Origin of the sequence: Lysinibacillus fusiformis (assembly GCF_002845985.1) — a bacterium.
GTDB lineage: Bacteria > Bacillota > Bacilli > Bacillales_A > Planococcaceae > Lysinibacillus > Lysinibacillus fusiformis_D.
In genome coordinates, this window is the sequence record NZ_PDFK01000001.1 from 580,528 (window position 1) to 594,795 (window position 14,268).

Genomic DNA, 14,268 nt, shown 5'->3' on the forward strand with positions numbered 1-14,268 from the left:
TAGTTAGTCTTCCGCAATCCAACTACGCAGTAACTTTGCAAAATCGTCTGGCTTTTCTTTAGCCATTTTTTCAAGCTGCTTACGACGCATTGTAGCTTCCGTTTCAATTTCTTCATTAATATCATCAATCATTAATTCTTCTTGTTCTTCTAGGATACTTAGCTCTTCTTCTTCCTGCGCACGCTTACGAGAACGGATAATAAAGAATGCTAGTAATAAAATAACAGCTAATAAGATACCGCCAATGACCCAAACCCACCATGGGATAACTGGTTTTTCATCAGCGACCTCTGTCGCCTTACCATATAAAGGTTGTACTGAAACAGCTACTTTCTCGTCAATTTGCTCTTGTGTAAGTTCTGCTGCCACATCTTTGGAAATTGTTGTACGAACTATTGTACTTAAAATTTTCTCGATATCTTCACGAACACCATCTGGTAATGACGCTGCATCTGTCGCTGTTGGTGGTTCAACAATGACTTGAATTCCAATATCTTGAACTTTATAAGGAGCTTCTTGGATATCTTTACGTATACGATTCACGTCATTATTGATCGTTTCCTCTGTACGTTCATAGTCACCATTCCCTGTTGCACCTTCGTTATACGTTGTGAAGTTATCTGTAGTTGTTTCAGCTTCAGGTGTTCCTGCAGCTGCTGCGCCTGTACCAGAATACTGCTCTGTAATTCGTTGAGCACTAATTGCGATACCTTCCATATTTTCTTCATCAACAGGTGTCACAAGGTTTTCTTCACGATTTTCTTTCTTGAAGTCAATATCCGTTGTAACAGAAACCATCACTTTATCTTGTCCCATCAACGTTCCTAGCATATTTTGCACTTGACGCTGTAGATCACGTTCTACTAATTTCTTCATTTGTAATTGACCTTCGGCTGTCGCTGTGGAAGTACCATCAGTAGTAGCAGCATTCAAATCAAAGTACTCTGAGAATTGATTAGAGATTACGATGTTTTCAGTTTTTAAATTGGGAATACTTTTTGACACCAAATTGTACATAGTAGTAATTTGCTGCTCTGTAAATTTATAGCCAGGGTCTGTATTTAAAACAATAGATGCCGTTGCCTCGCCTTGCACATCCGTTACGAATACCCCTTCTTCAGGAACTGTAATCATTACTTTGGCATCTTTTACACCCTCTAAATTTTTAAAAAGCTTAGCAATTTCAGTTTCAGTTGCTGCTTTTTTTAAGAGGTTAAATTCATTATCTGTCATACCAAATCCTGAACTATTAGCAAATGAGTAATCAATTGTACCTGTTTGCGGATAGCCCTCTGAAGCTAATTGTACTAACAAGGAGTCAACTTGCTCTTCTGGCACTAAAATAGATGTTCCACCTGGAGCAATTTCATAGTTCACACCTTGGGAATCTAGTGCTTCCTTTACTTGTCCAATTTCTCTTGTTGATAAATCTTTATAAAGTGGAACATATGTAGTTTTCGAAGCAAAAAACGTCACGATGGCTGCAAGTGCGATGACGCCTACCACGGAGCCAATCATAACTATTTTTTGCTTTTTACTTCGACTTGTCCAAAATTGACTGGTGTCGTTTTTTATTTTCGTCAATCGTTCATTCATTATGAATCCTCCGGTTATAGTGAATAACCTAGCCATCAATAATTTGCGAACATAATGAGTCCACTATAGTAGTGGTTATTAATCTAGTTTGAAAAGAGTTTCCTTATCTAGACAATAAAATTAAACACTCATTCGCATTATTTCTTGGTAAGCTTCAATCACCTTATTGCGAACTTCAATTGTTGCGTTTAATGTAATGCTCGCCTTTTGTGAAGCAATCATCACTTCATGCAACTCCACATCTTCACCTTTAATTAGCTTTTGAGTAAATTTATCAGAAGTTATTTGCTGATCATTTACTTTGGCTATTGCTTCTTTTAACGAGTTCGCGAAGCTTTGTTGCGCTTCATAAGGTGTTGTATTGAGTTTATTTGTTTCATTTACAACCTGAGTAGGTGTCATTAGCGAAACGGACGAAATAGTCATTATGTATCTTCCTTTCTACTTATTTATTTACCAATCTCTAAAGCCTTTGTTAGCATGGATTTATTTGCGTTAAATACAGTTATATTCGCCTCATAGGAACGTGTTGCTGACATTAAATCTACCATCTCTTTCAATGGATCCACATTTGGCATATTCACATAACCATCTGCATTTGCATCTGGATGAGTTGGGTCATAAACAAGTTTGAAAGGTGTTTCTTGATCTTCTGAAATTCGAGAAACTTTCACACCATTGCCAACACCACTTTTCGCATTTTTACCAAGGGCTACATTCAGAAATTTCGAGAATTGTCCTTCTTGTGCTGCGAACGTCACAGACTTACGTCGATACGGTTCCCATTCCCCATTCACTTGACGAGCACGAGTCGTATCCACATTTGCCATATTGGAAGAAATAACATCCATTCGTAATCGTTGCGCTGTTAAAGCAGAGGCAGTGGTATTCATCCCATGAAATATAGACATCTATTACTTACCTCCCTTTATAACGGTATTCAATGTGTTTAATTTTCCATTAACACGGTCAATTAAAGCATTGTAATAAATTTGATTCTCTGCTAATTTTGCCTGCTCAGCATCCATATCTACAGCATTGCCATTATTTCTATATCGCAAGTTCTCAACATTATTAACGCCAGGCGTAGATTGTCGAATTGTGAAATCATAATGTCTGCTGTCAGTACGATATGCGGAAATAGACATACTTTGCTGTTCTACCAACATATCCTTAAAACTAACATTTTTCGCCTTATAATTAGGCGTATCGACATTCGCAATATTGTTTGCGATTGTTTTATGATTCAAAGTTGCATAGGAAAGTCCGTTTTCCAGGCTACTAATAGTTCCACCAAATAAATTCAAAACTGTTCACCTCATTTTATTTCAATTTATGTACTTGTTAATTTATCCAATAATACAATTGTAATTAAGATGATACCTAGTGTCTATTGTCTTTTGTCACTTTTTAATAGTCTATCCGCCCTATTTTTTCTAATGTATAACCATGACAAAACTTCTGCATCCCTTATGTCTCTAAGGTTTATCAAAGGTTATTAGACATCTAGTTATTTTACACCATTTCGACAGTGTTTACGGTTTTTGTATTAAATATGCCTTTTTCTGAGCTTTATCGCCTTATAAATATTGACTAAATAAAGGTCCCATTTTACTAGTTCAATCAACACAAGCATATTTTGCCTATGAATGTGACACATATTTGAACAAGTTTTTCACCATTCTTCTAAAGTAACACACATTACATTTTTATATGCTAAAGGTAGTGACGATTTTTTGAACAGCATTAGGAAGAAAGAAATAAGAACCTACAATAATCAGCATTTTTGTACTTATGGCAAAAAAATAAGCACAAAAATCTTCTCCCTCACGGGCTAATACACAAAAAAAAGCGCCTAGTTTTACCCTAGACGCTTTCAGAATCTTCTTAAAGAAGTATTTATTTCATTTTAATTTCTGCTAAAGCATTTAAGAATTTATCGTTTAGCACTTTAATATAAGTACCTTTCATACCTAAAGAGCGAGATTCAATGACACCAGCAGATTCAAGTTTACGTAATGCGTTGACAATCACTGAACGCGTAATACCCACACGGTCAGCAATCTTAGAAGCAACTAGTAAGCCTTCATTGCCATCAAGTTCTTCGAAGATATGCTCAATTGCTTCTAACTCACTGTATGAAAGTGAATTAATAGCCATTTGTACGACAGCTTTGCTACGGGCTTCTTCTTCAATTTCTTCTGATTTTTCACGTAAAATTTCCATACCAACTACTGTCGCACCATACTCTGCTAAAATTAGATCATCATCTTCAAATTGTGAAGATAAACGAGCAAGGATTAATGTACCTAAACGTTCACCACCACCAACAATCGGTACAATTGTTGTTAAAGCGTTTTGGAATAAATCTTTGTTTTCAACTGGGAAAGCAGTATGTTCGTTGTTAATATCTAAATTTGATGATGTTTCAGAGATCGTAAACAAGCTATGTGTGTATTCTTCTGGGAACTGTCTCTCTTCGAACATTTTTTTCATACGCTCATTTTCAATTTGTTGGTGAATTGAAATACCTAATAATTTCCCTTTGCGACTTAAAATATAGACATTACTATCAATAATATCGCCTAATGTATCAGCCATTTCCTTAAAGTTTACTGGTTTACCAGCAGATGCTTGAAGCATCGAGTTAATTTTACGTGTTTTTTCTAATAAATTCATTATATGTTCCTCCTATAAATAATCCGAAGAGTATTTATTAAATATTCTAAAGGTTTTTATTATTGAATGATACTAATTAGCTTTTTCTTACAATATAAACTGTGACAAATCTTTGTTTTTTACTATACCCGCAAGTTTTTGATCTACATACGCAGCATTGATCGGGATACTTGCTGGTGCAATTTCAGAAGCTTCAAACGATAGTTCTTCAAGTAAACGTTCTAATATCGTGTGTAATCGACGAGCTCCGATATTGTCAGTTTCCTGATTAACCTCCGTAGCAATTTCAGCAATTCGTTCAATAGCATCTGTTGTGAAATGAATTTCCACGCCTTCCGTTTCTAACAATGCCTTATATTGCAAAATAAGTGATTGGTCTGGTTCTTGTAAAATACGTACAAAATCCTGTTTTGTTAATTTTTCAAGCTCTACACGAATTGGAAAGCGTCCTTGCAATTCAGGAATTAAATCTGACGGCTTCGACATATGGAATGCACCAGCAGCTACAAACAGCATATAATCCGTTTTCACCGCACCGTATTTCGTTGTAACAGTTGAACCTTCAACGATTGGTAAAATATCTCGTTGGACACCTTCACGTGAGACATTTGCTGAAGAATTGCCTTCTTTACTAGCAATTTTATCGATTTCATCAATAAAAATGATACCTGTTTGCTCAGCTCTAGTAATAGCCTCTTGTGCCACTTCATCTGCATCTATCAGCTTATTCGCTTCTTCAACTGTTAAAATACGACGGGCGTCCTTCACTTGTACACGACGTTTTTTCTGTTTCTTCGGCATCAAACTGGATAACATATCCTGCATGCCACTATTCGCAGACATATCCATTCCCGTTCCTTGTAACGCATCAAAAATAGATGGATTTTGTTCTGTTACCTCCACAGTAACCCACTCATTTTCTAATTTACCGTTACGTAAATCAATCGCAATTTGTGCACGCTTAGAGCGTACTTCAACCTCATCTGTTGAAGAATCATCAGTCGTTGGTTGCTCTTTACCACCAAATAGCATTTCAAACGGATTTTGCATCGCCTGTTTCTTACGTAAAGAAGGCACCAAAAGTTTCACAATCGCTTCATTTGCTAATTCTTCTGCTTGTTCCTTAACAGACTCCATCATTTCTTCCTTTACTAGACGATGTGAGGCTTCTACTAAGTCACGTACCATTGACTCAACATCACGCCCTACATAACCTACCTCAGTAAACTTTGTCGCTTCAACTTTCACAAAAGGAGCATTTGTAAGCTTAGCAATTCTTCTTGCAATTTCCGTTTTTCCGACACCTGTTGGTCCAATCATTAATATATTTTTAGGAATAACTTCATCCTTCATATCCTCATGTAACAACGAACGACGATAGCGATTACGTAACGCAATGGCTACAGCGCGCTTAGCTTCATTCTGCCCAACAATATAACGATCTAAATGCTCAGTAATTTGTCTTGGCGTTAAATTTTTTTGCGTCATTAGTTCAGCGCCTCCACGATAATATTATGATTCGTAAATACACAGATTTCAGCAGCTGTTTCTAATGCCGCCTCAGCAATTTCACGAGCAGTCATTGTTTCACCTGCATATTTTTTCAATGCTCTACCTGCAGATAATGCATAATTTCCACCAGAACCAATAGCCAAAATGCCATCATCCGGTTCAATGACTTCCCCTGTACCTGAAACGAGTAGCAATGTCGTTTTATCCATTACTAATAACATCGCTTCTAACTGGCGAAGCATTTTATCACCGCGCCACTGCTTTGCTACTTCCACTGCTGCACGCTGTAAATTACCATTATACTCATTTAGTTTGCCTTCAAACATCTCAAAAAGTGTAAATGCATCAGCGACGGAACCTGCAAAACCTGCAAGGACCTGCCCATTAAACAGACGTCTGACCTTTTTTGCTGTTCCCTTCATCACAACTGCATTTCCCAATGTTACTTGACCATCACCAGCCATGGCACAGCCTCCGTTATGATGAACTGCAAATATCGTTGTCGCATGAATTTGTCCCATCTGCCTTCCTCCTTAGCTCTATTATGCCCTTGGATGGGCATTCATATATGTTTGACGAAGATGCTCTTTTGTTACATGTGTGTAAACTTGTGTAGAAGATAAATGTGAGTGACCTAATAACTCCTGCACTGTCCGCAAATCTGCGCCATTATTCAATAAATGTGTGGCAAAAGTATGGCGAAGCATGTGTGGGTAAATTTTCGTATGGAGTGAGGCCTTGTCAATCATTTCGTTTAAAATATGACGTACCCCTCGAGGAGTAAGTTCCCCACCACGCATATTGACAAACAACTGCTGGTGACTAGTTTTTTTCATCAATCGTGGACGAGCTTGCTCTATGTAGTCCTGCATTGCTAAACTCGCAAATTGACCAAATGGAATAATTCGTTCTTTTCGACCTTTTCCCATTACCCGTATAATCGAATAATGAAAATCTACATCCCCTACTTGGATTGAAGTCAGTTCACTTACACGAATACCTGTCGCATACAACAGCTCTAATATAGCTATATTTCTCAATGATTTCAAATCATCACCAGTATTCGCATCAAATAGCTGCTTCAATTCTTCTTCGTAGAAAAAATTGGGTAAACGTGATTCTTTTTTTGGATGATAAAGAGAACGAAATGCTCCGTCATCTAATCCGTACTGTCTATTTAGAAAGCGAAAAAAGGAGCGTATCGAGGAAATTTTCCTAGAAATAGAGGCCCTTGCTCTTTTCTCATCGTACAACTTTGTTACATAAAGACGTGCATGTATATATTCAACACTCGCTAAATCATCGATGCCCTCTCTTTGTAAAAAGGTTAAAAAATCTAGCAGGTCTGATTCATATTCTCGCACTGTATGAACAGAGAAGTTCTTTTCAACTTGGATGTAAAGCATGAACTGTTCGAGTGCATCTTGGGACGAAACTAACATGGAAAGATTCACCACCAATGATTTATTAATAATTTTCTCAAATGACTGACACTTGTAATATAACGGATAAATATTTCTTTGTCATCTCTTACAAGTTTGTATCGTTTTTCATTTCATTAATAAACATACATACTGACACTAAACCTATCTTCATAATATAGCAAGTGTAATTAGTTATAAATTGAGAAAATCTTCATACAAAATAATAAAATACGTCTAATTAAGCATTTTGTCTACAAAAAGAAAAAGCCTCTAAGAGTATATCAACTTTTAGAGGCTTTTTGCAATTAAATTGTTTGTGAATTCACAAAATTGCGAATTGAGCTTATTGCGCGTGTTGCATGCATTTCCGCACGTTCTGGTTTTGAACGACGACCAGGTGGTAATTCAGGGAATATACCGAAGTTAACGTTCATCGGCTGGAAGTTTTTCGACTGTGCTTCTGTTATATAACGCGCCATACTGCCTAATGCCGTTTCGAATGGGAAAATAATAGGCTCTTGTCCAAGTGCTAAACGAGCTGCATTAATTCCTGCAATTAATCCACTTCCTGCTGATTCAACATATCCTTCTACACCCGTCATTTGACCTGCAAAGAAAATATTCTTATGCTCACGAAGCTGATATGTTTTTTCTAAAACTTTTGGTGAATTAATGAATGTATTTCGGTGCATGACGCCATAACGTACAATTTCTACATTCTCTAACCCTGGAATTAGCTGTAGCACTTCCTTTTGTGGACCCCATTTTAAATGAGTTTGGAAGCCTACAATGTTGTAAAGGGTACCAGCAGCATCATCTTGACGAAGTTGCACAACCGCATACGGACGTTTTCCTGTTTTTGGATCTTCAAGACCAACTGGTTTCATCGGTCCAAATAACATGGTTTTCTCTCCGCGAGCTGCCATAACTTCAATCGGCATACAACCCTCAAAGTAAATTTCTTTTTCAAATTCCTTCAATGGCACAACTTCTGCTTCGATCAAGGCTTGACGGAAACGATCAAATTCTTCCTTTGTCATAGGACAGTTTAAATAAGCCGCTTCTCCTTTATCGTAACGAGATTTCAAATAAACTTTATCCATATCTATGCTATCTTTTTCGATAATAGGTGCTGCTGCATCGTAGAAGTATAAATAATCCAAGCCAGTTAAACCTTGAATTTTTTCAGCTAAAGCTTTTGATGTTAGTGGACCTGTAGCAATAACTGTTATACCCTCAGGAATCTCTGTGACTTCTTCATGAATGACCTCCACAAGTGGATGGTTTTTCACAGTCTCTGTCACATAGCCCGCAAATTCATGACGGTCTACCGCCAATGCACCTCCAGCTGGTACTGAACACTGATCTGCTGCCTTTAAGATAACCGAATCTAGCGTACGCATCTCTTCTTTAATAACGCCTACAGCATTTGTTAAACCATTTGCACGCAATGAGTTAGAACAAACAAGCTCTGCAAATTTATCAGTATGATGTGCCGGAGTTTGCTTTACTGGACGCATTTCATAAAGTCTTACTTTTACCCCACGCTTTGCAATTTGCCATGCAGCTTCACTACCAGCAAGACCTGCTCCTATTACATTTACTACTTGTTCAGTCATGTTTCTTACCATCTTCCTATCATTGAGTTGGTGCTTCTTCATAGTCACATTTCGTACATTGAATTTGCACACCTTTTTTTATCTTTTTCTCTACTAATAATGCATTACATTTTGGACATGGTCTACTAATTGGCTTGTCCCATGATACAAATTCACATTCTGGATACTGATTGCAACCATAGAATAGACGTTTTGTTTTACTTTTTCGCTCCACAATTTCGCCTGTTTCACAGGAAGGACATTTTACACCAATTGGTTTCATAATAGCTTTTGTATTTCTACAATCTGGGAAGTTTGAGCAAGCCATAAATTTACCATAGCGACCCAGTTTAAAGACCATAGGAGATCCACAAAGTTCGCAATCCTCTCCAGCAGGCTCATCTTTAATCACAACTTTTTCCATAGCTTCATCTGCATGTTTTACATGCACTTCAAAATCTGTATAAAACTCTTCCACAACACTTTTCCATTGACGGTTGCCTTCTTCAATATCATCTAAATCTTGTTCCATTTGTGCTGTAAATTCGATGTTTATGATATCTGGGAAAAATTCTAGTACGAGTTGATGTACAATTTCACCTAGCTCTGTTGGCATAAAGCGTTTAGCATCTAATACAACATAGCCACGGCGCTGAATTGTATCGAGGGTCGGTGCGTATGTGGATGGGCGCCCAATGCCTAGTTCTTCCATAGTTTTAACAAGTCGCGCCTCTGAATAACGTGGTGGTGGCTGTGTAAAATGTTGTTTAGGCTCAATTTCGAGCGATTTTACTTGATCACCAATTGCCATCTCAGGTAAAAGCTTTGTCGTCTCCTCTGTTTGATCGTCAGTACCTTCGATATATAGTTTCATAAAGCCTGCGAATTTAACTTGTGAGCCGTTTGCACGAAATAGTACATCACCATTTTGAAGATCTACAGCTACTGTATCAAGAACTGCTGGTGCCATTTGGCTCGCGATAAAGCGCTCCCAAATTAAACGATATAAACGTAACTGATCACGACTAAGAACTGCTTTTAATTCTTCTGGTGTTCTCATTGTACTCGTTGGACGGATCGCCTCATGAGCATCCTGTGCATTCGAAGCCTTCTTCGTTTGTTTTATATCTGTTGCAATAAATTCTTTGCCATATTTTCCTTCAATATAAGTAACCGCTTCTGCTTTTGCCGTATCTGAAATACGTGTGGAATCGGTACGCATATAGGTGATTAACCCGACTGTTCCCTCTTTTTTCCCAATATCAATACCTTCATATAATTGCTGAGCTAGCATCATCGTTTTCTTAGCTCGGAAATTTAATTTTCTTGCTGCCTCCTGCTGTAAGGAAGATGTTGTAAAGGCTGGTGCAGCATTACGCTTGCGTTCTTTTTTCGTAACATTGACAACATCAAAGTTTGTTCCTTTTACATCTTTTAATATTGCCTTTACTTGTGCCTCATTTGTTAATTTAATTTTTTCTTTACCATTTCCATAGTAAAGCGCATCAAATGTTTTTTTACCTTTTTCAAACGTTCCTTCAATTGTCCAATACTCTTCTGGTTTAAAGTTTTTAATTTCATTTTCACGATCAATGATCATACGTAGCGCTACAGATTGTACACGACCTGCAGATAAACCTTTTTTCACTTTTTTCCACAGTATCGGACTAATGTTATAGCCAACAAGTCGATCCAGAATACGTCTTGTTTGTTGTGCATCTACTAAATCCATATTGATTGGACGTGGGTTTTTAAAGGAATCTATTATCGCATCTTTGGTAATTTCGTTAAATACCACACGACAATCCGAGTGAATATCAATATTTAGCGCAGTCGCAAGGTGCCAAGCAATCGCTTCTCCCTCGCGGTCTGGATCGGCCGCTAGATATACTTTCTTCACTTTTTTAGCCGCAGATTTTAATTCCTGTAAAACAGGTCCTTTACCGCGTATCGTAATATACTTAGGTTCAAAGTTATTTTCTGCACTAACACCCATTTGGCTACGTGGAAGATCTCGTACGTGTCCAACCGACGCTTTTACTTTATATTTCTTTCCTAAATATCGTTCAATCGTTTTTGCTTTTGCTGGTGATTCTACAATCACTAAATAATCCGCCATCTATGTCTCCCCCTTAGCGAGGTCTATTACTAATTTTTTTAAGTTACCTGTTGCAAAATGTATAACAGATTTTAAGATAATGCAACTTTTTTTCAATTTTTGTTAGAAAAGAGCTCCAGTGTTTCAACGATTTGATGACCATTCATGACTGGAATTGCACCTTCTAAAAGTAATTGATTGGTCCCCTTAGATTGTGTCGCATCAATAGGTCCAGGCACCACAAATACATCTTTCCCCTGCTCTAATGCGAGCTCTGTCGTAATAAGCGTACCACTTTTTAGGGCAGCCTCTGTCACAACTAAAGCTCGGGATAAACCACTAATGATTCGGTTACGCATCGGGAAATGCCATTTTTCAGGCTTCATATGAGGGGGATATTCCGTTATTAATAGCTGGTGCTCTGCCATTTGTTTAGCAAGAATCTGATTTTCTGCTGGATAGAGATAATTAAAACCATGTCCAAGTACAGCAATTGTGTGACCACCCATATCAATTGTTGCTCTATGTGCCATTGTATCAGCACCTCTAGCAAGCCCACTAACGACCGTATAACCACTTTGAACAAGAGGCGGTACTATGAGGTCCATTGCCCTCTTAGAATACGCTGTAGCCTTCCTAGAGCCTATAATAGCTATCTGTTTGTTATTTGTTAACAAAGAATACTGACCTTTCACATACAATACAGTAGGTGGATTGGATATTTCAAATAATTGCGCCGGGAAATATGGATGATAAAACGGTATGGGGAAAATATTGGCTTGTGCATACGCAGCACCAAAAGGTTTTATCATAATTTGTCGAAAACTTTGAGAGAGCTGATATGCTTTTTGTGCCGATATTTGTAGAATTTTCGCTATCTCATCATGATGAATGTCTTCAAAAGAGCTTAACATATTTACCGGGGACAATAATTGTTGAAGTTTCTGAAGAGGTAACGGGTATATATAATGCAAAGCTAGTAATCTCTGTGTATCTACTGCAAGGATCATTCAATAAACCTCCTTTATAATAGAAGAAATTAAATGACCGCATGATAATGCAACACAACTTTTCATCATTATTTATACATCTGCCATAAAATTGTCGTTTTTTTCATAAGTAAGTAGGAATTTGTTTCATGAAATATGATAGCAGCGTGTAAATAATGAAAAAGATGTAGCCGCAATAGCTACATCTTCCATTTTAATGGGTTTTACACTTTTCGTATAGCCCTTTTTCTTTAATTACTTTAATCAATGTTTCACCAATGACAGAAGGTGTTTCTGCAACTTCGATACCAGCAGCGTTCATTGCTTTAATTTTCTCAGCTGCTGTTCCTTTACCACCAGAAATGATCGCACCAGCGTGACCCATACGTTTTCCTGGAGGGGCAGTTTGTCCACCAATAAAGCCTACAACAGGTTTTGTCATATTTGCTTTAATCCATTCAGCTGCTTCTTCTTCAGCCGTACCGCCGATTTCACCAATCATAACTACTGCGTAAGTTTCTGGATCATTATTAAACGCTTCAAGAACATCAATGAAGTTTGTACCGTTGACAGGGTCTCCACCGATACCTACAGCTGTTGTTTGACCAATACCAGCTTGCGTTAATTGGTGTACTGCTTCATATGTTAATGTACCAGAACGAGAAACTACTCCTACATGGCCTTTTGTATGAATGTAACCTGGCATGATACCAATTTTACATTCATCAGCTGTAATAACACCTGGACAGTTTGGACCTACTAAGCGAGTCTTTTTACCTTCCATATAACGTTTAACTTTCACCATATCAAGGACAGGAATGTGCTCTGTGATACAGATCGTTAATTCTAATTCAGCATCAACAGCTTCTAAAATTGCATCTGCCGCAAATGGTGCAGGTACATAGATAACTGAAGTTGTAGCACCTGTTGCAGCTACAGCTTCTGCTACTGTATTGAAAACAGGAACTCCCTCGATCTCAAGTCCACCTTTACCTGGTGTTACACCTGCTACGATTTTTGTGCCATACTCAAGCATTTGCTTCGTATGGAAAAGAGCTGTTTCGCCCGTGATCCCTTGTACAATTACCTTCGTATCTTTGTTAATAAATACAGCCATTGTTCTCTCCCTGCCTTCCTTAGCCTACTAGTCCCACAATTTTTTGTGCACCGTCAGCCATTGAATCCGCTGCAACGATGTTTAAACCAGACGCATTTAAAATTTCTTTTCCAAGTTCTACATTTGTACCTTCTAAACGTACAACTAATGGCACAGCTAAACCGATTTCTTTAGCAGCCGTTACAACACCCTCAGCGATAATGTTACACTTCATAATTCCACCAAAAATGTTTACGAAAATGCCTTTTACGTTTGAATCAGAAAGGATAATTTTGAAAGCCTCTGTTACTTTTTCAGCTGTTGCACCGCCCCCTACATCTAGGAAGTTAGCAGGGCTACCGCCATAATAGCTAATTGTATCCATAGTTGCCATAGCAAGACCAGCACCATTAACCATACAGCCAATGTTACCCTCTAATGAAATATAGCTTAAATCATATTTGGATGCTTCGATTTCTTTTGGATCTTCCTCGTCGAAATCGCGTAATTCGACAATATCCTTATGTCTATATAATGCATTGGCATCAAAATTGAATTTAGCATCTAATGCCACTACATCACCTTGTCCAGTTACTACAAGTGGATTAATTTCTACAATTGATGCATCTTTGTCGATAAATGCTTGATATAAGCCTAACATTAATTTAACAGCTTTCCCCACAAGGTTTGCTGGAATATTCATATTAAACGCCATACGACGTGCTTGGAAGCTTGTTAATCCAACTACAGGATCTACTACTTCTTTGAAGATTTTTTCCGGATTTGTTTCCGCAACTTCTTCAATATCCATACCGCCTTCTTCAGATCCCATCATCGTAACACGAGATGTGGCACGGTCTAATACTAGACTTAAATAGTATTCTTTTTGGATATCAGAACCCTCTTCAATATACAAACGTTTTACTTCTTTTCCTTCTGGACCTGTTTGATGAGTCACTAAAATTTTCCCTAATAACTCTTTTGCGTATGTGCGCACCTCGTCAAGATTTTTAGCGATTTTTACACCGCCTGCTTTACCGCGACCACCTGCATGAATTTGCGCCTTGACAACTGTTACGTTTGAGCCAAGTTCTTTCGCTACTTTTACTGCTTCATCAGGGGAAAAAGCAACTTTTCCGTTTGGTACTGCTACACCATATTTTCTCAGAATCTCTTTCCCTTGATATTCATGGATATTCATAATACATCCTCCCATCAAACATTTGCATAGAATTGTTTTACTAACATAGACTATTCTAACGAAACATTCTGATAA

General features: G+C 37.8%; 13 protein-coding genes. All 13 read right to left on the reverse strand.

Annotated features, from left to right (window positions below):
- Positions 1-3 precede the first annotated feature (3 nt).
- Positions 4-1,596 (reverse strand): flagellar basal-body MS-ring/collar protein FliF, encoded by a 1,593-nt coding sequence (gene fliF / locus CRI88_RS03015; RefSeq protein ID WP_036124742.1) that lies wholly within the window; start codon positions 1,594-1,596, stop codon positions 4-6.
- Positions 1,597-1,716: 120 nt separating this feature from the next.
- Positions 1,717-2,022 carry a flagellar hook-basal body complex protein FliE gene (gene fliE / locus CRI88_RS03020; RefSeq protein ID WP_036124744.1) on the reverse strand — a complete coding sequence of 102 codons (306 nt, stop codon included), beginning with the start codon at positions 2,020-2,022 and terminating at the stop codon, positions 1,717-1,719.
- 23 nt (positions 2,023-2,045) lie between these two features.
- A complete protein-coding gene (gene flgC, locus CRI88_RS03025; RefSeq protein ID WP_036124747.1) occupies positions 2,046-2,507 on the reverse strand; it encodes a flagellar basal body rod protein FlgC in 462 nt (153 codons plus the stop codon).
- Positions 2,508-2,510: 3 nt separating this feature from the next.
- On the reverse strand, positions 2,511-2,903 hold the full coding sequence (gene flgB / locus CRI88_RS03030; RefSeq protein ID WP_036124750.1) for a flagellar basal body rod protein FlgB: 393 nt from the start codon (positions 2,901-2,903) through the stop codon (positions 2,511-2,513).
- Positions 2,904-3,495: 592 nt separating this feature from the next.
- A complete protein-coding gene (gene codY / locus CRI88_RS03035) occupies positions 3,496-4,275 on the reverse strand; it encodes a GTP-sensing pleiotropic transcriptional regulator CodY (protein WP_004229266.1) in 780 nt (259 codons plus the stop codon).
- Between the two features lie 87 nt (positions 4,276-4,362).
- Complete coding sequence (gene hslU / locus CRI88_RS03040; RefSeq protein ID WP_036124752.1) at positions 4,363-5,763, reverse strand: ATP-dependent protease ATPase subunit HslU; 1,401 nt, start codon at positions 5,761-5,763, stop codon at positions 4,363-4,365.
- Positions 5,763-6,308, reverse strand: coding sequence for an ATP-dependent protease subunit HslV (gene hslV / locus CRI88_RS03045; protein ID WP_036124754.1), 546 nt, complete (start codon positions 6,306-6,308; stop codon positions 5,763-5,765). Before hslV ends, hslU begins: the two co-directional genes overlap by 1 nt.
- 21 nt (positions 6,309-6,329) lie before the next feature.
- Positions 6,330-7,229 (reverse strand): tyrosine recombinase XerC, encoded by a 900-nt coding sequence (gene xerC / locus CRI88_RS03050; protein ID WP_036124756.1) that lies wholly within the window; start codon positions 7,227-7,229, stop codon positions 6,330-6,332.
- 287 nt (positions 7,230-7,516) lie between these two features.
- The gene (gene trmFO / locus CRI88_RS03055) at positions 7,517-8,830 is read right to left on the reverse strand and encodes an FADH(2)-oxidizing methylenetetrahydrofolate--tRNA-(uracil(54)-C(5))-methyltransferase TrmFO (protein ID WP_058843502.1); all 1,314 of its coding nucleotides are present in this window, start codon (positions 8,828-8,830) and stop codon (positions 7,517-7,519) included.
- Positions 8,831-8,849: 19 nt separating this feature from the next.
- Positions 8,850-10,928, reverse strand: a complete 2,079-nt coding sequence (topA, locus tag CRI88_RS03060; RefSeq protein ID WP_036124760.1) for a type I DNA topoisomerase — start codon at positions 10,926-10,928, stop codon at positions 8,850-8,852.
- A gap of 92 nt (positions 10,929-11,020) precedes the next feature.
- The gene (gene dprA / locus CRI88_RS03065) at positions 11,021-11,917 is read right to left on the reverse strand and encodes a DNA-processing protein DprA (protein ID WP_036124762.1); all 897 of its coding nucleotides are present in this window, start codon (positions 11,915-11,917) and stop codon (positions 11,021-11,023) included.
- Between the two features lie 193 nt (positions 11,918-12,110).
- Positions 12,111-13,013: a succinate--CoA ligase subunit alpha gene (sucD, locus tag CRI88_RS03070; protein ID WP_054610302.1), complete on the reverse strand. Its 903-nt coding sequence runs from the start codon at positions 13,011-13,013 to the stop codon at positions 12,111-12,113.
- A 19-nt stretch (positions 13,014-13,032) separates the two neighbouring features.
- Positions 13,033-14,193 (reverse strand): ADP-forming succinate--CoA ligase subunit beta, encoded by a 1,161-nt coding sequence (sucC, locus tag CRI88_RS03075; RefSeq protein WP_036124767.1) that lies wholly within the window; start codon positions 14,191-14,193, stop codon positions 13,033-13,035.
- Between the last annotated feature and the right edge of the window lie 75 nt (positions 14,194-14,268).